Below are 25,311 nucleotides of genomic sequence, written 5' to 3'. Positions count from 1 at the left end.
CAGTAGCCGGCAGGGGGCACCTCGGCGCGGTCGGCTCGGGCCCTGAAGCGTTCGGCCGTGTCGGGCGCCTACTCGCTCGCCGAAGGGAACGCATCAGCAGGTGAGTGTCGTGACGGCCGTGAAAGGGTGCAATGCTCAAGACCTGTGGATCGACCTCGGGGTGGCGCGCGAAGGGCGTACCTTCCCGAGTGATCGATTGAAGGTCACCGAGTAGGCCGACGCTGCGAACGTCGGTCGGGAAACGTCGGTCGGGAAGGCACGCCCGCGCTCAGCGTAGTTAACGCCGATGGCACCACCCCGAACGGCTCCTTGATCGACGAGATTGTCCGTGAAGGCGCACGGCGCATGCTGGCTGCCGCGCTGGAGTCGGAAGTCAACACCTACATAGCCGAGCTGGCGGATCAAAGGGACAAGTTGGGCCGGCGTCTGGTCGTGCGCAACGGCTTCCACCAACCGAGGAAGGTGACCACGGCGGCCGGGACGGTCGAGGTGAGGGCACCGCGGGTGAACGACAAGCGCGTCGACGAAGCAACCGGCGAGCGCAAACGGTTCTCCCCGGCGATCCTGCCGCCCTGGGCACGGAAGTCTCCGAAGATCAGCGAGGTACTGCCGCTGCTCTATCTGCATGGCCTGTCCTCCGGTGACTTCGTTCCAGCAATGGAACAGTTCCTGGGCTCCTCGGCAGGCCTCTCGCCTGCGACGGTGACCGGCTGACCGCCCAGTGGCAGGCCGACCACACGGCGTTCATGGACCGCGACCTGTCCACCACCGACTACGTCTACGTCTGGGCAGACGGCGTGCATCTGCGTATCCGTCTCGAGGACGCGAAGGCCGCCGCTCTGGTGCTGATGGGAGTGCGGGCGGACGGCACGAAGGAACTGATCGCGATGACGGACGGCTACCGCGAATCGTCCGAGGCATGGGCCGGCCTGCTGCGGGACTGCGCCCGCCGGGGCATGCGGGCCCCGCACCTGGCCGTGGGAGACGGCGCACTCGGTTTCTGGAACGCGCTGAACGAAGTCTTCCCTGACACCCGCCACCAGCGGTGCTGGGTGCACAAGACGGCCAATGTCTTGGACGCACTGCCGAAGTCGGCACAGCCTGCCGCCAAGCGCGCGATCCAGGAGATCTACAACGCCGAGGACAAAGAGCACGCGGCCAAGGCGGTCGCCACGTTCGCCAAACAGTACGGGGCCAAGTACCCCAAGGCCGTCAAGCGGGTCACCGACGACGAGGACGAGCTGCTGGCGTTCTTCGACCACCCCGCCGAGCACTGGATCCATCTGCGGACCACGAACCCCATCGAGTCGACCTTCGCCACCGTGCGGCTGCGCACCAAGGTCACCAAGGGCGCCGGCAGTCGGGCCGCCGCGCTGAGTATGGTGTTCAAACTGATCGAATCCGCGCAGGCCCCGGTGGCGCGCGGTCAACGCGTCCCACCTGGTTGCCCTGGTCCGGGCGGGAGCCCGCTTCGAGCGCGGCCAGCTGGTTGAGCGGCCGGAAGGGATCGCGGCATGACCGGCCTCCACACCGACGAGTAGCCCGCCGAGCACCGGCGCTTCGCCCGCTATCTGGAGGCTCTGGAAGCCGTCGCCGAGGCGGACGAGGCCGACCTGGTGGCCGCCGTCCTGCACGACCAGGACAAGACGATGGCGGACAGCGCGGTGGGCCTCCATCTGGACCGCCGGGCCGCCGCCCTGCTGACCGACCCCCATTTCACGTCCTGGGCCCAGACTCTCTCCGAAGTGATCGCGGATCGCGACTTCCCCGCCCGCCGCTTGCACGAGTGGACCCTGCTCAGAACCATCGCCCTGGGCAAGCCGTGGGTCGCCGAGGAGCTCACCAGCGCATCCGACTGGTTCCAGCACTCGGCCGCAACCAGACAGATCGTGACCTCACCCGAGGCCCTCAGGCTGCTGGCCGAGCGCGGACGAACCCGCCGCGTTCGAAATGCAGCAAGCCGTCAGCTGCGGCATCGGGACCAGCCCAACTGACTTGATCCACAGGTCTTGACGATTCCTCCGTGAAAGGTTCAGCGCTGTTGCATGTCAGACCAGCTCGAAGCCCCTCCGGATGACACCGTATTCCCCAGGCGTCTCCCAGCACGTGTAGTGGCGGCCAAGAAGATCAGGCAGGTCAATCCCCAGTTGCTCCGCCAGCCCGGCGGCACCGGTCTTGGATGTCCGAGAGGGGTCATCGACAGCCTGACAGTGGGCAGTGGCGCCCCGCAGTTCGATAACTACGTACTCCACGCGCCTGTCGGCGCTTACCACCGATTCCTCGTGGTTCTGCTCGTGCCGGGCATCCGTGACCTGCCCACAGAGACCACAGCGCAAGTTGTTTTGTGAGGCATCCACGGCAGGCATCGTACGGCTTCCTCGAACACGTGCGGCCACCAGCCACTCCCACCCCGGAACAACCAGGCATCGGCTCGCCGGCCGCCTGCACTCCCATCGCTGATCCGGAGGAAACGCCCAGCCCTGCCCACAGCCACGGTCAGCACCGCCACCGGCCGGCCCGGGCCCGTGCTGTGCGAGGCGGGCAACGTTGTGCTGCGGGGACGCCCCAGCGTCACGCCACCGTCCACTACCTGCGCACGACCGGAGCCATCATCTGGTGGGAGGCCGGCACGCTCGTCGCCCACGAGGACGACCCCACCTTGGCGGGCCATCTGACGGGACACCACCGCATCGGGCCGACTCACCGCCCGGGACCGCACTGCTGCGCACAAAAACGCGCTGCCCAACTGGTTGCTGGGTAGCTCATAGTGGAGCGGACATCCTACTGATCAACCCGAAACGGACGGCCCTGTGACGACCGCCTACAGCGAAACCAATCGTGCCCCTGGCACCGAACGCGTCCCCGGACGCTCCTGGACCGTGCGTCTGACCGGCCACGGCGACCGCACCGCCACCGTCACCTGCTCCACCGCCGCCTGCCGGATGCCACCGCGCTCCAAGGACCTGGCCGCGTTGCGCTCGTTCGCCGCCCAGCACGCCGCCGCACACGCCAAGGCAGCAACCCTGCGGCCCAACGCCGCCTGCCACTGCCGCGCCGACCACTGCGCCGCTCACGAGGACACCAAGGTGCACTGCACCGGCGCCGCTGTGCTGATCCTGCGCCACGATCCGACCATCGGACGGGTGTGGAGCGTCGAAGAGGTCTGCGAGACCTGCGCCCCGCTGATCCCCCATGCCAGAACCCTCGCCCGCGCCCCGCGCCCGAGGCCCGCCGCAACGGAGACACCCGCGCCCGCGGCAACCGCACGCGCCGGGGTACCGGGCGGCTTCTCCTCCCCGTCGGCCCCAGCCGACGGCGACCCCCCGCGTCGCCGGCCGAACCAGGGGCCACGCCGTCCGCGCCGCCCGGGCGGAGGGCAGGCACGCTGACCACGGCGTGATGTGCGGGGCTGATGTACACGGCCTGTCGTCCGTGCGGGGCACCTCGCCGGTCTCCGCGTCGACTGCGTGGAAGGAGGCGTCCTCAGTACGGACGAACACGGTGGTGTAGCCCGCCCGCGAGGGCGTTGACCGGCCGGGAACCCGTGCCTGGCGGCCGGCGCGCCGGCCCGTACCGCTGGTTCTCAACGGTGTTCTCGATCGTCACTTGCAAACCTTGACGGAAGGCGCTGCAATGCAGATGAAATTTCGACGATGCGCGGCGGAGTGGAGGCTTCGGGGTGAACGGGGACCCTCAGAGGCTTCGGCTCGCTGTGCTCGGAGAGGTCCGGGCCTGGCGTGAGGTAACGCCGTTGGACCTGGGGCCTGTTCGGCGACAGGCCGTACTGGCGGCGCTGGCGCTGCGTCCGGGCTTCCTGGTGAGCCACGAGCAGTTGCTCGACGGGGTCTGGGGGGCCGAGCCGCCGGGGTCCGGCCGCAAGGTACTGCCCAGCTACATCTACGCGTTACGGCAGCTCCTCGACACGGAGGGCACCGGGCCGGCGGACTCGGTGATCCGCGGGGAACGGGGCGGATACCGCCTCGTCGTGGACAGGGTCCGGCTCGACGTGGCGGACCTGGCCGAGCAGGTCGCCGGCGCTCAGCGCGCGAAGGCGGCCGGTGACCTGACCACCGCGATGAACCGGTTTTCCGGGGCGCTCGCCCTGTTTCGCGGCGAGCCACTGGCCGGGTTGCCCGGACCGTTCGCCGACGTCGAACGGCAGCGACTGTCGGAGCGCCTGCGCACGGTTCGAACGCAGCGGCTCGAGTGCTTGGTTGTGCTCGGCCGCTTCGCCGACGCGCTGGACGACCTCGCCGCCCTGTCGCTGTCCAGTCCGTACGACGAGTCGCTGGTGGCGTTGCGCATGCGCGCGCTGTACGGCAGCGAACGCCAGGCGGAGGCGCTGAACGTCTATCAGGACACGATCGAGCGCCTGCGCGACGAGCTCGGGGTCGGTCCTGGTGATGAACTCCGCCGCGTGCACGAAGCGGTGTTGCGCCGGGACGACGAACGCCTCCTCGGGCCGGCCATGGCGCGCTCCGCCACGCTGCCCCCGCGGCCGGGGCTGCGCCGCGCAGTCAATGAACTGCCGGGAGATGCCGGCCGCCTGATCGGGCGGGAGGCCGAGCTGGCGCAGCTGATCGCGCCTTCTGTGCCCGGATCCGTATCGATCGTGACGGTGGACGGTACGGCCGGGGTCGGCAAGACCGCGCTCGTCGTCCGCGCGGCCCGTGAGCTCAGCGCCCGTCACCCGGACGGCTGCCTGTTCGTGGACCTGCGCGCGCACAGCACGCAGCGGCGGCAATCGCCGGAGCAAGCGCTGCAGCGGCTGCTGCGATCGCTCGGCGCGGCCAAGGGCGAGTTGCCGAGCGACCTCGAAGAACTCACCGCCGTCTGGCGCGCGGCAACCAGCCCGCTACGACTGCTCCTCGTGCTGGACGACGCCCTGGACGCCGACCAGATACGACCGCTGCTTCCCGCAGGAGCGGGGAGCACGGTGCTGGTGGCGGGCCGACGACGGCTGGCCGAACTGGACGCCGACCGGCGGGTCACCCTGGAGCCTCTGGAGAGCGGGGACGCGGTGTCCCTGCTCACGCACATCATCGGAGAGGAGCGCGCGGGCAGGGAGCCGGAGGCGACGCATCAGCTGGTCGGGCTGTGCGACGGGCTGCCGCTGGCACTGCGCATCGCCGGGTCGCGCCTGCAGAACCGCCGTACCTGGACGGTGGAGTACCTGGTGGACCGCATGGCAGGTGATGAGCACCGGCTCGGCGAACTGAGCGTCGGGGATCGCAGCGTGGAGGCGACCTTCCGCCTGTCGTACAACCAGCTCGCACCCGAGCAGCAGCGCGGATTCCGCGCCTTGGGCCTGGCACCGACGGTCGAGTTCGACGTGCTGACGGCGGCGACCATGCTCGACCGGCCGTACTACGACACCGAGCAGATCCTGGAAAGCCTCGTCGACACGAGTCTCCTGCAGCAGCCGCGTCCGGGCCGCTACCGATTGCACGACCTGGTTCGCGTGCACGCACGACGCCTCGCGGAAGCCACGCCCGCCGAAGCCGCCGCCGCGCGCACAGCCGCGCTCCGTCTCCATCTGGACGCCGCCCGGATCACCAGTGACTTCGGCTCTGCCGGTTTCCCCACCGGACCCCGGCCCGCCGACGCACCGTTCACACATTGGCAGGATGCGGAGACCTGGCTGGACGCGGCCGGTGGCGAGCTCGCCGATGTCGTCGGACATGCCGCGGCCCTCGGCGAGGCAGACTATGCCTGCTGGATCGCCGAGGCGCTGGTCGACTACTTCGTACGTCAGGGCCGTTACCACGAGTGCCAGACGGCCCTTGAGATCGCACTCGCGCACGTGGACGATGCCACCGACCAGCGGATGGCCCTCGCCCTGCGGAACTGCCTGGGCTACACCGGCGTGTACCAACGCCGGTACCGACAGGCCCGCACCTGCGTCACCGAGGCACTGGACCTCAGCCGGCGCCGCACCGACCCGTTCGAAGAGGCCCGGGCTCTCGCCGCGCTGGGGGCTGTCGACCTGAGTGTGGGTGATGACGACCTGGCGATCCGCCATCTCACTGCGGCTGTGGACCTGGCCCGGCATCTGAGCAACGACTGGATCGCCTCGATATCACTCGTCACCCTCGGACTCGCCCACCAGTTCCGGCGACGGAACGAGGAGGCGCTGGCCTGCTTTGCCGACGCCCACACGCACGCCGAGGCGGACGGCAGACCGCGCGTACTCGGCAGGACCTTGACCTGCGCCGCCGACGTCCACCTCCGCCTCGGGCACTACGGTGAGGCCAAGAGCCGGTTCCGCCAGGCGGTCGAACTGGGCGAGCAGGTCGGGGACATCTTCCTCTGCGCGCGCAGCCTGACCCGGCTGGGCACGGCGGAGCGGGGTGAGGGAAACCTGAACGCGGCCGTAGCCCTCCATCACCAGGCCCTTCTCCAGCACCAGTTGCTGTCCCCGATCACCGATCCCAGCTACCACTGGCTGGAGATGGACATCCGCAGCCGTCTGGGACACGTCTACTTGGCGACAGGCCGCGTCCACGAGGCCCGCAAGCAGTTCCAGGCTGTTCTCGACGTGCACGCCGCCCGCGCCCTGGCGATTGAGGAGCTCAAAGACCGCGAAGCCCGGTAGAGGGACACCACGCATGTGCTGGCCCTGGTCTCGCCGACGGATCAGGGCTGCCGGCCTGTCGGCGATGGCCCGCGAGCCGCTCAGTTCACGGTGGTCCGTCGCAGCCGAGCCGGTGAGCATGTGGCGTGCGAGGAGGGCGAGCCACATAAGGCCGTCTCATACGGCACCGGCGTCACGACCGACGGATTCCGGGCCGTTTCCGCGGCGGCGTGCCGACTGATCCGTCGCTGTATGACCTTGAGCCGCGTGGTGGCATCCACCTGGAACCTCTGATCTTGCTCAGAAATGGAGATTCCTCTGAGGCCAAGGAGTTACTGCTCCCTAGAGTCACGATCGGCCGCCCCGACGAGCGGTGGCACAGAGGGAGAGGGTGACTCACATGGGAATCGCTGTCGGATGCGCACGAGTCGATCTGCCTGTGGGAGAACTGACGTCCCTCGCACGCCGCTTGTGCCGAGGCGGTGCATGCCTGATGGCCACAGGAGTGCTGTTGGGGCTCAGCGGCTGCACCGACGTCGCAAAGCCCCGTGCGACGTCTGCCTCGGCGTCCCCCGTGAAGCCGGCGCCGGGCAACGCCACGAGCAGTGGTCGCGCCGAACACATCGGAGGCGAGACCGTCACCCGGGCGCCCGAGCCTGGCGACGGCACAGCCGTCCTTCAGGTCGCATCGCAAAGGGGCAACGTCGCCCTGCCCCTGACGAAGAAGGTCGGCACGGGAAGGCTGGCCATCCACGTCAACTGCCAGGGAAAGGGCACCCTCACAGTGTCCGTTTGGCCCATCGGTGTCAGCTTCCCACTCGCATGCGCGGACCACGAGGTGAGCAGTACCTACAACGAGATCCACCTGAAGCGACCGCGCAGCGAAGCGACCATTCACGTCTCGGCGTCGTCGGCGGTCCACTGGGCACTGACTGCCGAGCAATGAGGCATCAGCGACAGCCCCTCCCATGGCAGCGTTGAGCTTCCCCGGCTCGCGGAGTCGGTTTTCTGCTAGGAAGCAGTCATGGAAGCTGCACTGGTCGGACTTGCAGGCACAACGGTTGGGGCCGTGACGGGCTTTGCGGGCGCATGGCTTGCTCAGCGCGGACAGATACGGATCCAGCAGGAACAACGAGCCCATGCAGAACAGGTCCGCTGGCTGGACGACAAGAAGGGTCTGTACCGGGACCTCTTGATCACCCTGTACGCCTGGCACGACTCCCTCGCCTCCATCTTGAAGGACGAAGACGACGGCAAGCTGCTCGACAACCGGTCGGCCGCCTACAAATGGGTCGTCGAGGCGTCGCTGATAGCTGGCGACGAGGTTCGTTCCGCTGTGAGTGACGTGCACCGTGCCCTGCTGCGCGTCCAGCCCGTCGTCTTCGAGGGGACCTCGACGACGGACGAATGGCCGCTCCAGGGCGTGGAGGACGGTCTGTCGACGCTGGAAGACGCGCTACGGGCCGAACTGGCCATGCCTGGGCGCGTGGGTTCACGCCCCCGCTGGGCCGCCGTTGACCGTGGAAGATGATCCGGCGGCCGCCGGGCAGGCAACAGAACCTGCCCGTGACGTCCGCGCTGCGCCTGTGCACATCGACGAGACGGCCGAACCGACCGTCGTCAGGGCCCTATTCCCTCTGCTGCTCGTTGCTGCTGGTTTTCGAGCTGGACGGCACGTTGTTGATCAACCTGACCTCGGGCGACTCGGCCCAGGCCCGGCAAGCTGCCCAATGGGCCGACCAGCGAGGCGCCCATTACCTGGACGGCGCCATCATGGCCATCCCGCCGGCGATTGGGACTGCCGAGGCGGTGATTCTGCACAGCGGGCCGCAGTCGGACTTCGAGGCACACAAGTCAACACTCGAAGCACTCGGCACCGTCACCTACCTTGGCGCGGACCATGGGCTGGCGTCCCTGTACGACGTGGCCGGCCTAGCCATGATGTGGAGCGTCCTGAACGCCTGGCTCCAGGGCACTGCCCTGCTCAGGCCGGCCGGTGTTGACGCCGCAACGTATGCGCCGTTTGCCCGGCGGATCGCTGCCGGTGTGGCCGAATGGCTGCCTGGATATGCCGAGCAGATCGACAGCGGCTCCTTCCCGGCCGAGGTGTCGGCCCTGGAGGCCGAGGTGCGGTCGATGGCGCACCTGGTCGAGGAGAGCGAGGCGGTGGGTGTCAACGCCGAGCTGCCGAAGTTGATCAAGGCGATGGCCGACCGTTCGATCGCAGCCGGACACGGAGGGGAGCAGTATCCCGTGCTGATCGAAGAGTTCGGCAGACCCAGCGACGACTGACCGATCCCGACACTGAAATCCAGCCTCGAGCTTTCGCGTGGCGGGCTGTCCGGATCATGATCACGAACATGAAAGGGTCTCTGACCAACAAACCCGAAAAATCCACCAGTTGAACTGGCGAGCCTTCACGAAAGCTCGAGGTTGGATCGCTGATTCAAGTCCGTGATGCTGTGTCAGCAGCGGAGGGGAACTGACGAAACGCGGTTTGTGGAGTGACGAAAGGGTGGCGGGGCACAGCCGTGTTCAGGCGGCTCAGGCCGCTTCGGGGAAGTGGCAGGCCACCTGCCGCATCGCCCCCGGCGCTGCGATTCGCAGGGACGGTTCCTCGGTGCGGCAGATCTCCTGCGCCTTGTGACAGCGCGGATGGAAGGTACAGCCGGGCGGGGGAGCTGCCGGGCTGGGCGGGTCACCGAGCAGGGTGATCCGCTCGCGGGACCGTTCGGCGGCCGGGTCGGGCAGCGGTACGGCGGACAGCAGCGCGCGCGTGTACGGGTGGGCCGGGGCGGCGTAGACCTGTTCCTTCGCACCGATCTCGACGATGCGGCCCAGGTACACCACGGCGACCCGGTCGCACACCCGCTTGACGACGGACAGGTCGTGGGCGATGAAGAGGTAGGCCAGGCCGAGTTCGCCCTGGAGCCGCTCCATCAGATTGACGATCTGGGCCTGGACGGACACGTCGAGGGCTGAGACCGGCTCGTCGGCGACGACCAGCCGGGGGCCGGTGGCCAGTGCGCGGGCGATGCCGATGCGCTGGGCCTGACCGCCGGAGAACTCGTGGGGGTAGCGGTCGATGTGCTCGGGGATGAGCCCCACCAGCTCCATCAGTTCAGCGGCGCGCTTGCGTGCGTCCGCTGCGGAACTGCCCTGTACGAGAAGCGGGTCGCAGATGATCCGGGCCACCGTCTGACGGGGGTTGAGGGAGGAGTGCGGGTCCTGGAAGACCATCTGCAGGTCCTTGCGGAGCGGCTTCAGCTCCCGCTGTGACAGGTGGCTGATGTCGCGTCCGTCGTAGGTGACGGAGCCTGCGGTGGGTTCCAGGAGCCGGACGATCAGGCGGCCGGTGGTGGACTTGCCGCAACCGGACTCTCCGACAAGTCCCAGCGTCTCGCCCGCCGCCACGTCGAATGTGATGCCGTCGACGGCCCGGACCGGGGCGGATCGCCGTCGTCCGGGAAATGTCATCGTCAAGTTCCGTACAGCCAGCAGGGGTTCGATGGACGTCATGAGGCGATGCCTTCGTACGCGGGGAAGTGGCAGGCGGCCGGATGCCCGGCCGGGCCGTCGAGGAGAGGGAGTTCACTCTCGCAGTGGGAGCGTTCCTGGTCCGAGGCGCGGGCGAGCCTGGGGCAGCGGGGCGCGAACGCGCAGCCGGGAGCCGGGGTGAGCAGGGACGGCGGGGTGCCGGGAATCGCTCTCAGGGGTTCGTCGTCGCTGTCGTCGAAGCGGGGAAGGGAGTCGAGCAGCCCACGGGTGTAGGGGTGGGCCGGTGCCGTGAACAGGGTGTCCACGTCGGCCCTTTCGACTGCTCTGCCCCCGTACATCACCAGCACCTCGTGGGCAACGCGGGCGACCACTCCCAGATCGTGCGTGATCATGATGACGGCCAGCCCCCGTTCCTGCTGGATCCGTGCGATGAGCTCCAGGATCTGCGCCTGGACGGTGACGTCCAGGGCGGTGGTCGGCTCGTCCGCGATCAGCAGCTCGGGTTCGCAGGACAGAGCCATCGCGATCATCACGCGCTGACGCATGCCGCCGGAGAACTGGTGCGGGTACTCCCGCACCCGGCGTCTCGGCTCGGGGATGCCGACCTCGGCCAGCGCTTCCACGGCCCGCTCACGGGCAGCTCGTCTGCCGCTGCCGAAGTGCACGCGGTGGTGCTCGGCTATCTGTTCGCCCACGGTGTAGTACGGATGGAGGCTGGAGAGCGGATCCTGGAAGATCATCGCCATCTTCCTGCCGCGCAACCGGTTCAGTTCGCGCTCCGGCAGACCGGTCAGCTCCCGGCCGCCCAGGATGATGGAGCCGGAGACCGAGGCGCTGGTGTGCAGGCCCATCACGGCCAGGGAGGTGACCGACTTCCCGGAACCGGACTCGCCGACAATGCCGAGGGTCTCTCCGTGCCGCACCTCGAAGCCGAGGCTGTCCACGGCCCGCACGAGACCGTGAGTGGTGGTGAAAGTGACCGTCAGGTCCCGTACGCAGAGCGCGGGTTCAAGGTCGCCCATCAGTACCTCACTCGGGGGTCGACGACGGCGTACAGCAGGTCGACGGCCAGGTTGGCGACGACGATGAAGGTGGCGGCGAGCAGCGTGACGCCGAGGATGACCGGCTGATCGCCGGTGGACAGCGCTCCGTAGAAGAGCCGCCCGATGCCGGGGATCCCGAAGATGGACTCGGTGATCACCGCGCCCGCAAGCAGTCCGCCCAGGTCCATCCCGAAGATGGTGAGGATGGGCGTCATACCTGCCCGCAACCCGTGCTTGACCACGACCGTGCGCCGCGGCAGTCCCTTGGCGCGGGCGGTGCGGATGTACGGCTCCGCCATCGTCTCGATCATCGAACTGCGGCTCTGCCGCGCGTACATGGCCGCGTACAGGATGGCCAGGGCCAGCCAGGGCAGCAGCAGGTTCGAGGCCCAGTGGAGGGGGTCGGAGGTGAACTCCACGTACTGCGGGTAGGGAAGGAGGCCGGCGGTCCGGATCAGCCCGTAGATGAGCATCACCGAGGTGAAGTAGACGGGCAGGGAGGCGGCGGCGACCGCGCCGACCATCAGGGCGCGGTCGGTGAGGGTGTCCTTGCGCAGGGCGGCGGTGACTCCTGCGGTCAGGCCGAGGAACAGCCAGATCACCGCGGCCCCCAGGGCGAGAGAGGCGGAGACCGGGAGCCGGTCCGTCAGCAGGTCCCACACGCCTTGGCTGTTCTCGTACGAGTAGCCCAGGCAGGGGAAGTCGCAGTGCAGCGCGTACTGGCCGCTGCCCATGGTGCGGCCGGTGAAGATGCCGGTGACGAATTCCGCGAACTGCCGCCACAGCGGCTGGTCCAGCCCCATGTGGGCGCGAATCGCCTCCAGGCGCTCGGCGCTGCACGACTTGCCGCAGGCCGCGGCAGCCGGGTCTGCGGGCAGGACGTAGAAGATGGTGAAGGTGACGGCCGCGATGGCGATCAGGACGCCGATGACGCCGAGCATCCGGCGGCCGAGGTAGACGATCACGTGCGGCGTCCTCTCGGGTCGAGGACGTCGCGCAGCGCGTCGCCGAGCAGTGTGAACGCGAGCACGGTGAGGAACAGACAGAGGCTCGGGATGACGAAGTACATCGGATCGGTGTCGTAGAAGGCGACGCTTTCGGCGATCATCTGCCCCCACGAGGGGGTGGGCGGACGGACGCCGACGCCCAGGTAGCTCAGGGCCGCCTCGGTGGCGATCATCCCCGGGATGATCAGTGTGGTGTACACGATGACGGGCCCGGCAACGCCCGGGAGGATGGACCGGCCGATGATCCGCCAGGGCCCCGATCCGGCGACGCGTGCTGCGTCCACGTACTCGCGATGCCTCAGCGAGAGTGTCTGGCCGCGCACGACGCGGGCGATGCCCGGCCAGCCGAACAGGCCGATCACGGCGGTCATCAGTACCACCCGGTTGACGTCCCTGGCCACGGACATCATCGCGATCATGAAGATGAGGGACGGGAAGGACATGGTGAGGTCCATCAGGCGGGAGAGCACGGCGTCGGTGCGGCCGCCGAAGTAGCCGGCTGCGACCCCGGCCACCGTCCCCGCGATGACGACGATCGCGGTGGCGGCGAAGGCGATGAGCAGGGAGATCCGGGCGCCGTGCACGACACGGGCGAACAGGTCCCGGCCCGTGACGGGTTCGACGCCGAGCCAGTGATCGGCCGAGACGCCACCGAACGGACCGATGGGCTGTCCGCCCAGATAGGGGTCGACGGCGGACTTGTCGAACTCCTCGGGGGACCAGCCGCCCAGCGCGCTGAGCAGAGGGGCGGCCACTGCCATGACCGCGAAGAGTGCGACCACGACGAGCGAGATCTTCACAGAGGGGCGACGGCGCAGTTCCGCGCGGGCGAGCTGCCAGGGGCTGCTGCCCACCGGAACGGAGACTGTGGAAGTCATGAGGTGACGTACCTTCAGTTGCTGCTCTTGGAGGGGTCCTTGAGGCCGACTGTGGCGTAATCGATCTGGCCGCCGAAGGATGTGTGGCCGAAGGCGCCCGCGACGTTGGTACCGAGCAGGAGGGGCATGCGCTCGATGACGGCGGGTGCCGCCGGGGCCTTGGCGAGGATCTGTCCGTCCAGCTCGCGCCACGCCTTGCCCGCCTGCTCGGCATCGGTCATGGCGGCGATCTCGTCCATCCGCTTCATGCTCGCCTCGTCGCGGAAGAGCGAGTGATTGCCGGAGTTGCCCTTCTCCTTGATGTAGCGGCCGTCGAAGACGAAGGGCAGGAAGGTGGAACCGGAGGGGTAGTCGGGGCACCAGCCGGTGTAGACAAGGTCCGTGCGATTCTTGGTGTCTCCGATGGTGTCGTAGAAGGCGGACGGGTCCACCGTCTCGATGGTGACCTTGATCCCGGCCCGGCCGAGGGACTGCTGGATCGCCTCGCCGACCCCCTTGTCGCCGTTGGAGACGGTGATGCTGGTGGAGAAGCCGTCCGGCTTGCCCGCCTCCTTCAGCAGCTGCTTCGCCTTCACCGCGTCGCCGATTGCGGGAATCCTCAGGGTGTCGGGCTGATTGCCGCCGAAGAGCGGCCCCGGCATGTAGGCGGTGGCCACGTCGTTGAGGGCCGGCCCGCCGGAGGCGGTCAGGATGCCCTCGCGGTCCAGGGCGTACTGCACGGCCTGACGCACCTTGACATTGTCGAACGGCGCACGGCCGGTGTGCAGTTGCACCATCTCCGTGCAGTTTGTGGACTCGGCGAGCAGCCGCCTTCTGACATCGTCCTTGGTCAGCACCTTGGGAGTGCTCTCGGGGCGCAGCTTGCCCCAGGGCACGGCGGAGGCGTCCTGGCCCCGGCCGGCGATGAGCCGGTCGTCGATCTGGTTGCCCTTGAGCCCCATCACCACGACCACTTTGTCCGGATACGCCTTGCGCACCGTGTCGGTGCCCGGGTCCCAGTGGGTGTTGCGGACCAGCAGGAGCTGCTTGTCCCGGTCGTACGACTCGATCTTGTACGGCCCCGACGAGAAGGGGCGGTTGTCGTACTGGGGCCCCTTGTCCTTCGCCTTCGGCACCGGGGCGAAGGTGGGCAGGACCGTCGCGTAGGGGAACTCGGCGAAAGGCTTGCGCAGTTCGAAGACGATCGTGTGCTCGTCGGGGGTCTTGATGGAGTCGAGGTGCTCGCCCTGGGCCGGGCCCTGATAGCCCTCCGCGCCGGCCAGGTAGCGGGCCGCGTAGTCGGGGCCGCCGGGCAGGTCGGGGGAGAAGGACCGCTCCACGTTGTACTTGATGTCCTGAGCGCTGATCGGCGAGCCGTCCTCGTACTTCAGGCCCTTCTTGAGCCTGAAAGTCCATGTCTTGGCTCCGTTGGAGGAGACGCCGAGATCCTCGGCGAGGTCGGGGACCAGCTCCCCGCCCTTGGCGCCCGGTTGTGCCTTGTACGTGACAAGGGTGCGGTAGAGCAGTCGGGTTCCGAAGTCCATGTCGCCCATCACCCAGTTACGGGCCGGGTCGAGGTGGGTGAAGTCCTGGTTGGACAGGACGGTGAGGGTGCCGCCCTTCTTCGGCGTCCCGCCAACCACTTGGCCGTTGTTGGTCGTTGCGGAATTCCTGCCGTTACGGGTGCCGCTCGCCTCCGGCCCGCCGGAGCAGCCGGATAAGCCGAGGGCGAGGGTCGCCACCAGTGCTGTGGCGAGAGAGGTGCAGGCGTGCTTGTCCATGAGTGGTCACTCCGGAAGCAGTCGACAGCCTAGAACTGGAATGTGACCCGTAACATAGTAATGTGACATTGCACTGACAAGGTGTCGGGTATCTCGTTACCCACCCGTGTCCGAGGAAGGGGGGCCGCCTCACGGCCCCATCGCCTGCGCACCCTCGGCATGGGGGACGGCTTCGAACGGATCCACTGCCTGTGCGACGAATCCCTGGACACAGACAGCGAGTTGACGGACACCTTCCTCCATCAGGTGGAGGCCCTGACCGGTGTCACCGACAACCCGCTGTTCGCCGCCATGCAGGACGCGCTGTACGGGTAAGGGGCCGGTCCGACCTGCTGGGCGGCCTCCCGGGCACTTGCCGGCTTTCCCGGGTCCGCGGAGGAGGTGGACCCTCTCCTGCTCACCGGGCAGATGATCTGCTCCTGGATGTTCCGGGAGATCAAGGGTCTGCGGGGATGCTGCGGACCTCCTGGCCCGGCGCACCAACTGGCCCCCGCTCTGCAGCCCTCGCTGCCTGACGGACGAGATTTGTCCGGAGAATTGGCCGCATTGCCCTCGTGCGCCGCGGGCCCGTCGAAGTGGGCGAGGGTCGCCGCTTCGACCTGCCGGCGAACCTCGCCAGACCCGGGGGATGGGTCAGCCTGTCCGCGGGACGCCGGGAGGCCGGCTGTCTGTTCCGGGACGGAGCCGGACGGTCGCCACGCGGAGGCCTGGCATTCGCCGGAGGTGTCCACGGCGAGCAGTCAGCGGCTGCCTCTGAGGCCGGCGAGCGCGAACCGCACCAGGTGGTCCGTCTCCGCCGTCTCCGGTCGGGTGCCGGTGCGCAGGTGCTCGTGGAGGACCGCGATGGTCAGCAGGTAGACGGTCCGGGCATCGCGGTCGTGGTCGGCCCCCTCGCCCGCGCCGTTGAGAGCGCCGGTCGCGGCGGCCTCGCGGAGTGCCAAGGCCAGCGGCTGGATCATCGCTTCCTCGGAGGCCCGCTGCTCGTCGGGGAAGCGTGCCGCGAGCCGGTCGACATGGGCCAGGAAGGGGCGGGTCCTGGCGGCCGCACGCCGGTCGGCGGCCTGGGCGAACACCCCCTCGATCCAGGCCCGGACCGCGTCGAGTGGACCCGCGACCGCGGACATCCGATGGCGCAGATGGTCCGCCATCCGGCGTCGGCCGTGGTCGAGCATGGCGATGAGGAGGTCGTCCTTGGACCGGAAGTGCCGGTAGAACACCTGGTTGGACAGGCCCGACTCGTGCAGGATGTCGCGCACCGTGGGGTCCAGCGATCCGGTCCTCTCGATCACCGTGTAGGTGGCCTCGATCAGCCGTTGCACCTCGGCTGCCGAGACCTCGTAGCGTCCGGCGAGCGGCCGGGCGACCGCGCGCTCCACCAGATCCGGTGCCCCGTCGGCCATCCGCCCTCCCCGCCTTCCCCGTCCTGTGCAAGAAATCCTGCCACAGCCTCTGGCGTGTGGGAACGCTCATTCCTATTCTGAGAACGTTGTTCTGACAGAGCATCAGATCACTGAGTCTCCGATTCGGACGGAGGGAGGGCCGGTGGAGCGTGAACTGCTGATGACAGGCATCGGAGGGCAGGGCATCCAGCTCGGCGCCAGGCTGCTCGCCCAGGCGCTGACGAGCGCCGGACGTGCTGTCTCGATGTTCGGCAGCTACGGCGGGATGATGCGCGGCGGCAACACCGAGGCCACACTGGTCGCGGGCGATTGTGCGATCGAGAGCCCGCCGACCGTCTCCCGTGCGTGGTCGTGCCTGGTCATGCACGAGGCATACGCCGACAAGGTCACCGAGCGCGTCAGGACCGGCGGTCTGGCAGTGGTCAACAGCACGCTCTGTGCTCCCCGCCCGTGGCCGGGCGGGATCCGGGTGCTGGAAGTCCCGGCCACGCGCGTCGCGGACGAGCTGGGGGCGGTGGCCGCAGCGACGCTGGTCGCCCTCGGCGCGTACGTCCGCGGCACCGGCATCGTCGGGATCGACGACCTGATGGCCGCGCTGCCGGAAGTTCTGCCGCCCTACCGCAGCCGCCTGCTGGCCGTGAACGAGCAGGCTCTGCGAACCGGGTTCGGCCGCGCGGCCGCGGCGTACGTGCCGGCCTGGCCGGAGGCGGTCGCATGAGCCGCGGCACGCTCGTCATCGACGTCGAGGCATGCAAGGGATGCGAGCTGTGCATCGACGCCTGCCCGCCGTCGGTCCTGGTGATGACCGACGATCAGGTGAACGGCCGGGGGCACCGGTATCCGCAGCTGCTGCCCGGTTGCATCGCCTGCACGGCGTGCACGGCGATCTGCCCCGACTTCGTCTTCCAGGTGTACCGCTACGACCAGCAGGCGGCCGGCCGGTGAGCGGGCCCGCCCGGCTGCTGGCCGGCTCCGAAGCCGTCGCGGCCGCGATGGTCGCCGCGGGCTGCCGGTTCTTCGCCGGCTACCCGATGACGCCGTTCACCGAGGTCCTGGAGTCGATGGCAGCGCGGCTGCCCGAAGCCGGCGGCGTCTGCATGAACGCGGAGAGCGAGCTTGAGGCGATCGGCATGTGCTGGGGAGCCGCGGCGACCGGCACGCGCGCCGCCACCGGCTCGACCGGCCAGGGACTCGCGCTCATGCAGGAGTCGCTGGCCGAGATGACGCTCGCGCGGCTGCCCCTGGTCGTGCTGAACATGGCCCGCGGCCAGGGCGACTACTTCCAGACCACCCGCGGCGGGGGCCACGGCGACTACCGGCTGCCCGTGCTCGCGCCGTCGGACGTCCCGGAGGCGGTCGCGCACATCTCGCTCGCCTTCCAGTGGGCCGAGGCATGGCGCACCCCGGTCATGGTCCTGGGTGACTACTACCTCGCGCACACGCACCGGTCGGTGGCGATCCCGCAAGGGCCGCAGGGGCCGGAAGGAGCCCCGCAAGAAACCCTTGCGCGCCCCGGGTGGGCGCTGGACGGCAGCAGCGGGGGCACCGGCCGCGCGAAGCTGGTCTCCCCGCTCGGCACCGTCAAGCAGCGCGACGGCCTGGGCGGCCAGGCCGGCTACGACCTCGCGGTCCACTACCGCGCCTGCGCCGAGCGGACCGAAGCGATGCTGCACGCGATCCCACCCCGGGTGGAGTCCATGTTCCTCGACGATGCCGAGCTCGTGGTCGTCGGCTACGGCACCCCGGCCAAGTACCTGCGCGCCGCCGTCCGCGAGCTGCGTTCCACAGGCGCGCGCATCGGATTCGTGCGGCCCGTGACGCTGGTCCCCTTCCCGTACGCCGAGATCGCACGACGCGTCCGAGGCGCGCGTGCCGTCGCGGTGTACGAGAACAACACCGGGCAGGCGGTGCAGGACGTGCGGCTCGCGGTGAACGGTGCGCTGCCGGTCGAGTTCATCGGCGGACTCTCGATGGATCCCTCCGGCTTCGGTGTCGCACCGGACCTGGACGTGCAGGTGCTGCGGGAGCGGATCACGGAGGTGGCGCCATGACCAGACGCAAAGCCCTGCCCATCGTCCCCACGGACGAGCCCCCCGCCTGCGGCGCGAAACTCGTCCACGACTTCACGCCCGCCCTGGTCGACATCGGGGCCCATCAACTCTGCCCGGGCTGCGGCGAGCCGGTCGCGATGCGCGCCATTGTGGAAGCCGTCGCGGAACTCGGCCGCACTGCCTCCTGCGTCGCGGTGTTCGGGATCGGCTGCTCCACGGCCTTCTCCAACAACCTCGACATCGAAGTCGTCCAGGCACTGCACGGGCGGGCCCCTTCGGTGGCCACCGGAGTGAAGCGCAGCCGGCCCGACCTGGCCGTACTGACCGTACAGGGCGACGGCGACATGGCCGACGAGGGCCTGCAGGAGGCTCTGCACGCGGCAGCCCGCGGCGAGCGGATCACCTGCTTCATGCTCAACAACGGCGTGTTCGGCGAGACCGGCGGCCACATGACAGCCACGACCGTGCTCGGCCAGCGCACGAAGAACACCCTCGAAGGCCGCGACAGCACCCGCCACGGGCATCCGATCCGGCTCGCGAACCTGCTCGCCCAGCTGGAGGGGGCCGTGTACGTCGCACGCGGCGCCGTCGACACCGCGGTCAATGTGCACCGCACGAAGAGGATGGTCCTGCGGGCACTGCGGGCACAGGAGTTGGGCTTCACCTTCGTCGAGATCCTGACGATGTGCCCGACCGGCTGGTTCGTGGAGACGACGCAGGCCCCCGGCTACCTGGCCGAACACCATGCGGCGGTGCACTCCATGGGCGTGCTGAAAGACCTGGAAGGCGGGAAGGACGTGGCGCAGTGACGGAGCGTTCCGCGGTCGTCGTCGGCCTTGCCTACCCGCCGTCCTGGGACCAGCGGGCCGCCGACATGATCGACCAGGACATCGCTGCACTACGGGCGGTCGACTCGCGCGTCAAGGTCGTCCGATGCCCGCCCGGCGCCACCACCCCCGCGGCGCTGGCCCGGCTCGACATCCTCGTCGCTCTGCGCCTGCCGCCGGACGTCGCGCGCGCCGCGCCCCGGCTGCGCTGGGTCCAGGCCGTCGGTGCGGGTGTCGGGCACCTGCTGCCCGCGGACCTCGACGCGCGCGGTATCCGGCTGTCCACCGCGTCCGGGGTGAACGCGGTGCCGGTCGCGGAGTTCGCCTTCGCGAGGGTGCTCGGGCACTTCAAGCGGTTCGCCGAACTGGACCGGGCGCAACGCGAGCACCGCTGGACCCCTTACTACGGCGAACCGTTGGCAGGCCGCACCCTCGGCGTGCTCGGCCTCGGTTCGATCGGCACCGAGGTCGCGGTACGGGCCCGGGCCTTCGGCATGCGGGTGTCGGCGGTGCGACGCAGCGCCGAACGCCCCGCGCCGCACGCCGACACGCTGTACGGCCCCGACGGGCTGCGCTCGATGCTGGCCGAGTGCGACGCGGTGGTCGCGGCCCTGCCGGAGACGCCGCAGACCGTGGACATGATGGACAAGGCCGCGTTCGCCGCGATGCCCGCGGGAGCGTTCTTCTGCAACGTGGGCCGCGGCTCGTGCGTCGTGGAGGAGGCCATGGTGGAGGCCCTGCGGTCGGGGCGGCTCGGCGGCGCCGCGATCGACGTCGCGCGCCTCGAACCACTGCCCGCCGCGAGCCCTCTGTGGCACGCGCCGAATCTGGCGATCTCGGCGCACTCAGCCTCCGCCGCGGGCGCGCACTTCGCCGGGGTCTTCCGGCTCCTGCGCGAGAACCTCGCCCGCTACCTCGCGGGCGAGAGGCTGATCAACGAGGTCGACACGACGATCGGGTACTGACCGGTACCGGCAACCCGGTACCAGCGACGGACACGACGGGAGCGGACTGTGGACAAAGAACGCGTGCTCGGGCGCATCGGCAGCAAGATCCTGTTCGACAACGACCGGGTGCGGATCTGGGAGCTGCGGCTCGCGCCGGGCGAGCACAGCGACGTCCACCGGCACGAGCTGGACAACATCCTGGTGCAGATCTCCGGCGACCGGATCGCCGTACGGCCCGAGCCCGACACCGAGGGCCCCTACCGGGACTTCCTGGAGGCCGAGGTGACGCCCGGCGCCGCGATCTACGTCACCCGCGGTGGCGTGGAGACGGCGGTGAACACCGGCGAGCGCGACTACCACGAGATCATCGTCGAGCTGAAGGACTGAGGCGCGGCCCGGCGTGCCGGCCGGCCCGCACGGCCGGCACGCGCCGAACCGCCGCACGCAGGAGGCCCGTACTCATGCCCGTACCCGCGCACCAGCTGCTGATCGGCGATGTCTTCACCAACGCCGCGCGGGCCGTGCCGCACCGCACGGCGGCCGTTCTCGGCGACCGGTCACTCACCTTCGCCGAGATTGACGCCGGCGCCGACACGGTCGCCCGCACCCTGCGGCGACTCGGTGTCGGCCCCGGCGAGCGCGTCGTCTGCTGGGCGGGCACGACACTGGACGCAGTCCCCCTCTTCGCCGCGCTCGCCAGACTCGGCGCGCTCTACGCGCCCGTCCCAGGAACGCTCGGCATCGACGAGGCGGCCGAACTCGCCGCCGCGGTCCGCCCGGCGCTCGTCGTCGCGGCAGACCGGACACCGGCCGAGACCGCGCGGCTCGGCGCCGCGATCGGCGCCCCGGTACGGGACCTGACGGCCGTGGTCGCAGCAGACACAGAGGCACCCAGGGCGGCCGCAGCGCGGGACACGGAGCCGTACACCTCGACCGGTCTCCTGGAGACCGACCCGCACTGCTTGTTCTTCTCCTCAGGCACGACCGGCCGGCCGAAGGGCATCGTGCTGTCCCACCGCGTCAGCTTCCTGCGCTCCCACCCGGGATCACAGCTCGAACCGCGCGGCGCCGCGGTCTGCTCGTTCCCTCTGTTCCACATGGCGGCCTGGACGATCTCCCTGCAGCAGTGGCAGGCACGCGACACGGTGGTGTACCTGGACCACGCAGACGGGCAGGCGATCCGGGCGGCCGTCCGAACCCACCGGGCGACCCGGCTCTACTGCGTGCCCGCTGTCTGGCAGCGGGTGCTGGACGGCGACCACGCGGCGCTGGCCACGCTGCGTTTCGCCGACACGGGCACGTCCGCCGTCACCGCCGGGTTCCTGGACGCCATCAGGACCGCCGCACCCCACGCGCACCTGCGGGTCTTCTACGGCTCGACCGAAACGGGCAACGTCGCGGCACTCGACGGCGACGGCCTCCGCGACCACCCGCACTCCATCGGCGTGCCCGGCACCTCGACCGAGGTACGCAGGAGCCCTGACGGAGAGCTGCAGGTGCGCGGCCCGCTGCTCTTCGACGGCTACTTCGACGACCCGGCCGCCACCGCCGCGGCCTTCGACGACGGCTGGTACCGCACCGGGGACCTAGCCGAGATCGACGCCGCAGGGCGCATCACCCTCACCGGACGGCTCGGCGAGCTGATCCGCACCGGTGGCGAGACCGTCCTCCCAGAGGAAGTGGAAGCCCGGCTCGCGGACCATCCGGCCGTGGCCGACGCCGCCGTCGTCGGCCTGCCGGATCCCGCATGGGGCGAGGTGGTTTGCGCAGTCGTCGTGCCTCGCGACCCCGGACGTCCCCCTAACCTGCAGGACCTGCGGCGCCACCTCGACGGCAGGCTGGCCGCCCACAAGCACCCGCGCCTGCTCCGCGTCGTCGACGAACTGCCCCGCACACCGGCCACCGGCCAGATCAGGCGCCGACTGATCGCGCAGCGGATCGCGGCCGCCCCGCCGTGCTGCGGCGTCAGCTCCTGGTGAGCCGTCAGGTCTTGCTGTCGGAAGGCAGACCGAGGCCGGGCGAGAGTACGGGCGGCGCAGGGTGCCGCTGCGCCGGCCGTGGCTGATGTCCTCGGCCTCGAAGCCGCCCGAGCTCCAGACGTGGCGGGTCCGCTGCAGCGAAGCAGGCCACGACGCCCTGGTCGAAGAAGACGCCGAGCCGGAACGGCAGCCGGCCACGAGACCACAGCAGGAACGCCCGCCCCAGACGCCCCGGGAACGCGCTGCGGAACACGGTCACCATCGGGCTGATGTCCACCGTGCCGCAGCTGCTTGTCGTGCTGGGCATCGCCCATCTGCTCAACTACCGGCTGCGCGGCTCGAGGTCGGTGTGCAGCAGGTGGTGGTCCGAGTACGGGGTGGGATGCACGCGGTGCTCGAGCGGGACGATTCCTCGCAGGAAGATGTAGTCGAACTTGCTCTGCCAGTCGGTGGTCGGCTTGCAGGTGCCGGCGGGCAAGGGACGACACTGTGGGTCTGTATCCGCGGCCAGTGCCCATATCCCGGTGAGTTCGAAAGCATCCGGCACCGCGTTGAAGTCGCCGAGAACGATCGCGCGCTCGTGCCGGGCGACATCTGCGGCGAGTACGCCGATCTGGTCTGCTCGGACTGCTTCCTGACGTCGTTGGGCGAGATGTGTGTTGAAGACCCGGACGAGCCGGCCGCCCACCATGGTGGTGACTGCCACATACCCACGGTCTTCGGACCCTCCGTCGGGGTATTCCACGTTGACGCGGTCTGTCATCGGTGCCGCCGAAAGGACCGCCTGGCCGAAGGCTCCCGGCCTCCACGGCTCCCCACCGCAACGGCCCCAATCGCGTAGGACCATCCCGTACTCGACGTGGTAGACCAGCCCGTAAAGGCGCTCCAGATAGTCCCGGATCATCTCGACGTCACGGACGCACGCTTCTTGCAGGCCGATGACCTGGGGCGCATACGTGGCGATCTCCGCTGCCCGGTCAACGTTGCCTTCCTCGCAGGGGTTGCAGATGTTCCACGTCATGACCCGGTTCGGTACGACATCCCTGACGGCCTCGACGGGCAGTGACCTGGCGAAGAGGGCACCGCTCCGTGCACTGGAGCCGACCAGCACCATGCAGGCCACGATCATGGCGCCCGCAAGCAACCGCTTGCCCCTTCCGAGCACCATCTCCTCCTCGAAGTCGATACACGTGACTCCTCTACCCCCTGAAGGGGGTGGCTTCTCGCTATGCCGGTTGGGCTTTGCGACGGGCCAGCCCGGCCCGTAGAACGTTCAGTGCTGCCACTGTGTCGGCGTGCGCCTGGTGGCCGCAGGCAACGCAGTGGAAGGTTTCCTGTGTGGGCCGGTTCTCCTTGGCGGTGTGCCCGCATTCGGGGCAGGTCCGGGAGGTGTTGCGGGGGTCCACGGCGATGACTTCCCGTCCGGCGCTTTCAGCCTTGGCGTTGAGGATCGTCAGGAACACCCCCCATCCGGCATCGGCGATCGAACGGTTCAGCCCGGCCTTGGCGGCGGCCCCGTTGGGCAGGTATGCGCCCGGCCGGTCGGGGTCGGGCTTCGGTGCGGGAGCGGCGCTCATGTTGCGAATCTTGAGGTCTTCGTACGGGATGAAGTCGTGTTCGCGTACGAGGGCGGTCTTGTGCGCGTGGTCCAGGCGCTGTCGCCGTACCTTCCGGTGCAGGGTGGCGACGCGTTCGACGGCCTTGCGGCGGCGCTTGGAGCCGCGCTTGCACCGGGACAGCGCCTGCTGTGCGGCTTGGAGTCTCTTGGCGGCCTTGCGGCCGTGGCGGGGGTTGGCAATGTGCTCACCGTCGGAGGTGGTGAGGAACGAGGCCGTGCCCATGTCGATGCCGACCACGGACCCGGCCGCCGGCAGCGGCTCGGGCTCGGCCTGCTCGGCGGTCAGCACCATGTACCAGCGCTTGCCTTCACGCTTGACGCTGACCGTCTTGACCTTGCCGACCACGGCGCGGTGCTGGTGCACCCGGACGTGGCCGACGCCCTGGAAGCGGACGCGGGTGACCCTCTCGTGCGGGGTGGAGTCCCAGCGGCATCCGTCGCCGTCCTTGGGGAAGTCCACCGTGTCGAACCGGCCCACTCCGCGAAAGCGCGGGTATCCGGGTTTGTCTCCAGCCTTGATCCGGCGGAAGAACGCGGCGAACGCCTTGTCCAAGCGGCGTAACGTCGCCTGCTGGGACGAGAACGACCAGCGACCCTGACGATCCGGGTCGAAAGCCCGGATCTCCTTCAGCTGCACTGACTGCTGCCCGTACCGGACGCTCGTCCTCGACACATGCCGGTAAGCGTCCCGGCGTTCCTGCAACGCCCCGTTGTAGAGGGAACAGTGATCCCGCAGCATCTCATCGAGCGCGATCGCCTGACCCACGGTGGGCCGCATGAGGAACTTGTACGCACGGATCATCCGACCCACCCCCCTTCGGTCGAGCAGGTGGATCATACTGCGCTTGGTTCATGTCACCACGCTGGGAACCGAACTCCGATGTAAGGCGGGGTCGTCATGTCGTACACCACCTCCACGCACACTTGATGTCCGTCACCAAGTACCGGCACGACGTGTTCGACGACGAGATGCTGACGCGCTGCGAAGAGATCATGAAGAACGTCTGCGAAGACTTCGAGGCCGAACTGATCGAGTTCAACGGCGAGACCGACCACGTGCACCTCCTGGTGCACTACCCGCCCAAGATCGCCCTGTCCAAACTGATCAACAGCCTCGAGGGCGTCAGCTCCCGCTACCTACGAGCCGAGTTCACCGGCCGCATCAACCGGGCCACCATCCACGGCCGGTTCTGGTCCGGCTCCTACTTCGCCGGGTCTTGCGACGGCGCACCGCTCCAGATGGTCAAGGACTACATAGAGAAGCAGAAGCGGCCCACCTGACCCTCACAGCGGAGACGCAGAGAACTCCGGCGCCACACGCCTCCGCGCCAAGGACGGCATTCCCTCCCGCCTGCTGCGGCCGGATACCGGGCCAACCGCTACCAGATGCAGACTGTCCCGTGGTGTGTGCCGCAGACGCGCGGGCCACGCGGCGGACGGCAGAGAAGGCCCGAGGCCCTCGCTGTCGCCGCCCGTACCTTCACAGCGAAGGTAACGGTCAGGGATTGCCGGTGCCATGGTGGATCGACTCGCTGGCAGAGCTGCCGGAGAAGATCGCCAAGCTCAACACTGAAGGCCGCTGACCGCCGTACCTCAATCGTAGAGGCGGCCATCAAGGTCATGCATGCATTGCGTGATTCCTCCGGCCCTCCGTCGGTGGCTTCGATCGTGGCGAGATCGCCAAGCACGACGGGAGGGCCGCTTGGCCGACGCGTGTGGCCGACTGTCG

At 69.1% G+C, this 25,311-nt stretch carries 24 protein-coding genes and 2 pseudogenes; 17 read left to right on the top strand and 9 right to left on the bottom strand.

The window, feature by feature from the left end; genetic code table 11:
- The first annotated feature begins 309 nt into the window (after positions 1-309).
- A pseudogene (locus ABZ208_RS35740) lies at positions 310-1,518 on the top strand (IS256 family transposase).
- A 98-nt stretch (positions 1,519-1,616) separates the two neighbouring features.
- Entirely contained in the window at positions 1,617-1,994 is a 378-nt protein-coding gene (locus tag ABZ208_RS35735) for a hypothetical protein (RefSeq protein WP_356913616.1), read from the top strand.
- A gap of 54 nt (positions 1,995-2,048) precedes the next feature.
- On the opposite strand, the gene ABZ208_RS35730 is transcribed toward ABZ208_RS35735, so the two are convergent.
- On the bottom strand, positions 2,049-2,357 hold the full coding sequence (locus tag ABZ208_RS35730; RefSeq protein WP_356913615.1) for a hypothetical protein: 309 nt from the start codon (positions 2,355-2,357) through the stop codon (positions 2,049-2,051).
- 453 nt (positions 2,358-2,810) lie between these two features.
- Between ABZ208_RS35730 and ABZ208_RS35725 the strand changes: the two genes are divergently transcribed.
- The 5 genes from ABZ208_RS35725 (at position 2,811) to ABZ208_RS35705 (ending at position 8,866) form a co-directional block, all read left to right on the top strand.
- Positions 2,811-3,389 carry a hypothetical protein gene (locus ABZ208_RS35725; RefSeq protein WP_356913614.1) on the top strand — a complete coding sequence of 193 codons (579 nt, stop codon included), beginning with the start codon at positions 2,811-2,813 and terminating at the stop codon, positions 3,387-3,389.
- A gap of 362 nt (positions 3,390-3,751) precedes the next feature.
- Entirely contained in the window at positions 3,752-6,595 is a 2,844-nt protein-coding gene (locus tag ABZ208_RS35720) for a BTAD domain-containing putative transcriptional regulator (protein WP_356913613.1), read from the top strand.
- Positions 6,596-7,067: 472 nt separating this feature from the next.
- Positions 7,068-7,520, top strand: coding sequence for a hypothetical protein (locus ABZ208_RS35715; RefSeq protein ID WP_356913612.1), 453 nt, complete (start codon positions 7,068-7,070; stop codon positions 7,518-7,520).
- 123 nt (positions 7,521-7,643) lie between these two features.
- Entirely contained in the window at positions 7,644-8,105 is a 462-nt protein-coding gene (locus ABZ208_RS35710) for a hypothetical protein (RefSeq protein WP_356913610.1), read from the top strand.
- Between the two features lie 35 nt (positions 8,106-8,140).
- Positions 8,141-8,866, top strand: a complete 726-nt coding sequence (locus ABZ208_RS35705) for an NAD(P)-dependent oxidoreductase (protein WP_356913609.1) — start codon at positions 8,141-8,143, stop codon at positions 8,864-8,866.
- A 252-nt stretch (positions 8,867-9,118) separates the two neighbouring features.
- On the opposite strand, the gene ABZ208_RS35700 is transcribed toward ABZ208_RS35705, so the two are convergent.
- From ABZ208_RS35700 to ABZ208_RS35680, 5 genes are read right to left on the bottom strand one after another with little or no spacing between them, the layout of a single operon-like run.
- Positions 9,119-10,093 carry an oligopeptide/dipeptide ABC transporter ATP-binding protein gene (locus ABZ208_RS35700; protein WP_356913608.1) on the bottom strand — a complete coding sequence of 325 codons (975 nt, stop codon included), beginning with the start codon at positions 10,091-10,093 and terminating at the stop codon, positions 9,119-9,121.
- Positions 10,090-11,094, bottom strand: coding sequence for an ABC transporter ATP-binding protein (locus ABZ208_RS35695; protein ID WP_356913607.1), 1,005 nt, complete (start codon positions 11,092-11,094; stop codon positions 10,090-10,092). The genes ABZ208_RS35700 and ABZ208_RS35695 overlap by 4 nt, the downstream gene beginning before the upstream one ends.
- Positions 11,094-12,080 (bottom strand): ABC transporter permease, encoded by a 987-nt coding sequence (locus tag ABZ208_RS35690; RefSeq protein ID WP_356913606.1) that lies wholly within the window; start codon positions 12,078-12,080, stop codon positions 11,094-11,096. The genes ABZ208_RS35695 and ABZ208_RS35690 overlap by 1 nt, the downstream gene beginning before the upstream one ends.
- A complete protein-coding gene (locus tag ABZ208_RS35685; RefSeq protein WP_356913605.1) occupies positions 12,077-13,000 on the bottom strand; it encodes an ABC transporter permease in 924 nt (307 codons plus the stop codon). The genes ABZ208_RS35690 and ABZ208_RS35685 overlap by 4 nt, the downstream gene beginning before the upstream one ends.
- 14 nt (positions 13,001-13,014) lie before the next feature.
- The gene (locus tag ABZ208_RS35680; protein ID WP_356913604.1) at positions 13,015-14,760 is read right to left on the bottom strand and encodes an ABC transporter substrate-binding protein; all 1,746 of its coding nucleotides are present in this window, start codon (positions 14,758-14,760) and stop codon (positions 13,015-13,017) included.
- A 159-nt stretch (positions 14,761-14,919) separates the two neighbouring features.
- Here ABZ208_RS35680 and ABZ208_RS35675 point away from each other — a divergent pair, with 159 nt between their 5' ends.
- On the top strand, positions 14,920-15,075 hold the full coding sequence (locus tag ABZ208_RS35675; RefSeq protein ID WP_356913603.1) for a hypothetical protein: 156 nt from the start codon (positions 14,920-14,922) through the stop codon (positions 15,073-15,075).
- A 425-nt stretch (positions 15,076-15,500) separates the two neighbouring features.
- Here the strand turns inward: ABZ208_RS35675 and ABZ208_RS35670 are convergent, their stop codons facing one another.
- Positions 15,501-16,160 (bottom strand): TetR/AcrR family transcriptional regulator, encoded by a 660-nt coding sequence (locus ABZ208_RS35670; RefSeq protein ID WP_356913602.1) that lies wholly within the window; start codon positions 16,158-16,160, stop codon positions 15,501-15,503.
- A gap of 142 nt (positions 16,161-16,302) precedes the next feature.
- Between ABZ208_RS35670 and ABZ208_RS35665 the strand changes: the two genes are divergently transcribed.
- The 8 genes and pseudogenes from ABZ208_RS35665 to ABZ208_RS35630 form a co-directional block, all read left to right on the top strand.
- Positions 16,303-16,878, top strand: a complete 576-nt coding sequence (locus ABZ208_RS35665; RefSeq protein ID WP_356913601.1) for a 2-oxoacid:acceptor oxidoreductase family protein — start codon at positions 16,303-16,305, stop codon at positions 16,876-16,878.
- Positions 16,875-17,105 (top strand): 4Fe-4S dicluster domain-containing protein, encoded by a 231-nt coding sequence (locus ABZ208_RS35660; protein ID WP_356913600.1) that lies wholly within the window; start codon positions 16,875-16,877, stop codon positions 17,103-17,105. Before ABZ208_RS35665 ends, ABZ208_RS35660 begins: the two co-directional genes overlap by 4 nt.
- Positions 17,102-18,211, top strand: coding sequence for a hypothetical protein (locus ABZ208_RS35655; RefSeq protein WP_356913599.1), 1,110 nt, complete (start codon positions 17,102-17,104; stop codon positions 18,209-18,211). Before ABZ208_RS35660 ends, ABZ208_RS35655 begins: the two co-directional genes overlap by 4 nt.
- A complete protein-coding gene (locus ABZ208_RS35650; RefSeq protein WP_356913598.1) occupies positions 18,208-19,020 on the top strand; it encodes a thiamine pyrophosphate-dependent enzyme in 813 nt (270 codons plus the stop codon). The genes ABZ208_RS35655 and ABZ208_RS35650 overlap by 4 nt, the downstream gene beginning before the upstream one ends.
- Positions 19,017-20,003 (top strand): D-2-hydroxyacid dehydrogenase, encoded by a 987-nt coding sequence (locus tag ABZ208_RS35645; protein WP_356913597.1) that lies wholly within the window; start codon positions 19,017-19,019, stop codon positions 20,001-20,003. The genes ABZ208_RS35650 and ABZ208_RS35645 overlap by 4 nt, the downstream gene beginning before the upstream one ends.
- A 48-nt stretch (positions 20,004-20,051) precedes the next feature.
- Positions 20,052-20,372: a hypothetical protein gene (locus ABZ208_RS35640; RefSeq protein WP_356913596.1), complete on the top strand. Its 321-nt coding sequence runs from the start codon at positions 20,052-20,054 to the stop codon at positions 20,370-20,372.
- 74 nt (positions 20,373-20,446) lie between these two features.
- A complete protein-coding gene (locus ABZ208_RS35635) occupies positions 20,447-21,964 on the top strand; it encodes a class I adenylate-forming enzyme family protein (protein WP_356913594.1) in 1,518 nt (505 codons plus the stop codon).
- Positions 21,965-22,200: 236 nt separating this feature from the next.
- Positions 22,201-22,305: pseudogene (locus ABZ208_RS35630) on the top strand (sugar ABC transporter permease); the annotation flags it as partial.
- Here the strand turns inward: ABZ208_RS35630 and ABZ208_RS35625 are convergent.
- Together ABZ208_RS35625 and ABZ208_RS35620 are read right to left on the bottom strand one after the other, a co-directional pair.
- Entirely contained in the window at positions 22,287-23,132 is an 846-nt protein-coding gene (locus tag ABZ208_RS35625) for an endonuclease/exonuclease/phosphatase family protein (protein WP_356913593.1), read from the bottom strand. The pseudogene ABZ208_RS35630 and the gene ABZ208_RS35625 sit on opposite strands and share 19 nt — an antisense overlap.
- Positions 23,133-23,190: 58 nt before the next feature.
- Positions 23,191-24,384: a transposase gene (locus tag ABZ208_RS35620; protein ID WP_356913592.1), complete on the bottom strand. Its 1,194-nt coding sequence runs from the start codon at positions 24,382-24,384 to the stop codon at positions 23,191-23,193.
- A 50-nt stretch (positions 24,385-24,434) separates the two neighbouring features.
- Between ABZ208_RS35620 and tnpA the strand changes: the two genes are divergently transcribed.
- Entirely contained in the window at positions 24,435-24,863 is a 429-nt protein-coding gene (gene tnpA / locus ABZ208_RS35615; protein ID WP_356913591.1) for an IS200/IS605 family transposase, read from the top strand.
- Positions 24,864-25,311: the final 448 nt, after the last annotated feature.

The sequence above is a fragment of the Streptomyces sp. NPDC006208 genome (assembly GCF_040613775.1).
In the GTDB taxonomy this organism is placed as follows: Bacteria; Actinomycetota; Actinomycetes; order Streptomycetales; family Streptomycetaceae; genus Streptomyces.
Note: the sequence above shows the minus strand (reverse complement) of the source record. Positions and strands in the feature narration are given on the sequence as shown.

Excerpts from the sequence above, each read along its gene's own strand:
- ABZ208_RS35620 (WP_356913592.1), bottom strand. The coding sequence starts at position 24,384 with ATGATCCGTGCGTACAAGTTCCTCATGCGGCCCACCGTGGGTCAGGCG.
- ABZ208_RS35675 (WP_356913603.1), top strand. The coding sequence starts at position 14,920 with ATGGGGGACGGCTTCGAACGGATCCACTGCCTGTGCGACGAATCCCTG.
- ABZ208_RS35670 (WP_356913602.1), bottom strand. The coding sequence starts at position 16,160 with ATGGCCGACGGGGCACCGGATCTGGTGGAGCGCGCGGTCGCCCGGCCG.
- ABZ208_RS35715 (WP_356913612.1), top strand. The coding sequence starts at position 7,068 with ATGGCCACAGGAGTGCTGTTGGGGCTCAGCGGCTGCACCGACGTCGCA.
- ABZ208_RS35685 (WP_356913605.1), bottom strand. The coding sequence starts at position 13,000 with ATGACTTCCACAGTCTCCGTTCCGGTGGGCAGCAGCCCCTGGCAGCTC.
- ABZ208_RS35695 (WP_356913607.1), bottom strand. The coding sequence starts at position 11,094 with ATGGGCGACCTTGAACCCGCGCTCTGCGTACGGGACCTGACGGTCACT.
- ABZ208_RS35635 (WP_356913594.1), top strand. The coding sequence starts at position 20,447 with ATGCCCGTACCCGCGCACCAGCTGCTGATCGGCGATGTCTTCACCAAC.
- ABZ208_RS35660 (WP_356913600.1), top strand. The coding sequence starts at position 16,875 with ATGAGCCGCGGCACGCTCGTCATCGACGTCGAGGCATGCAAGGGATGC.
- ABZ208_RS35700 (WP_356913608.1), bottom strand. The coding sequence starts at position 10,093 with ATGACGTCCATCGAACCCCTGCTGGCTGTACGGAACTTGACGATGACA.
- ABZ208_RS35680 (WP_356913604.1), bottom strand. The coding sequence starts at position 14,760 with ATGGACAAGCACGCCTGCACCTCTCTCGCCACAGCACTGGTGGCGACC.
- ABZ208_RS35650 (WP_356913598.1), top strand. The coding sequence starts at position 18,208 with ATGACCAGACGCAAAGCCCTGCCCATCGTCCCCACGGACGAGCCCCCC.
- ABZ208_RS35625 (WP_356913593.1), bottom strand. The coding sequence starts at position 23,132 with ATGGTGCTCGGAAGGGGCAAGCGGTTGCTTGCGGGCGCCATGATCGTG.
- tnpA (WP_356913591.1), top strand. The coding sequence starts at position 24,435 with ATGTCACCACGCTGGGAACCGAACTCCGATGTAAGGCGGGGTCGTCAT.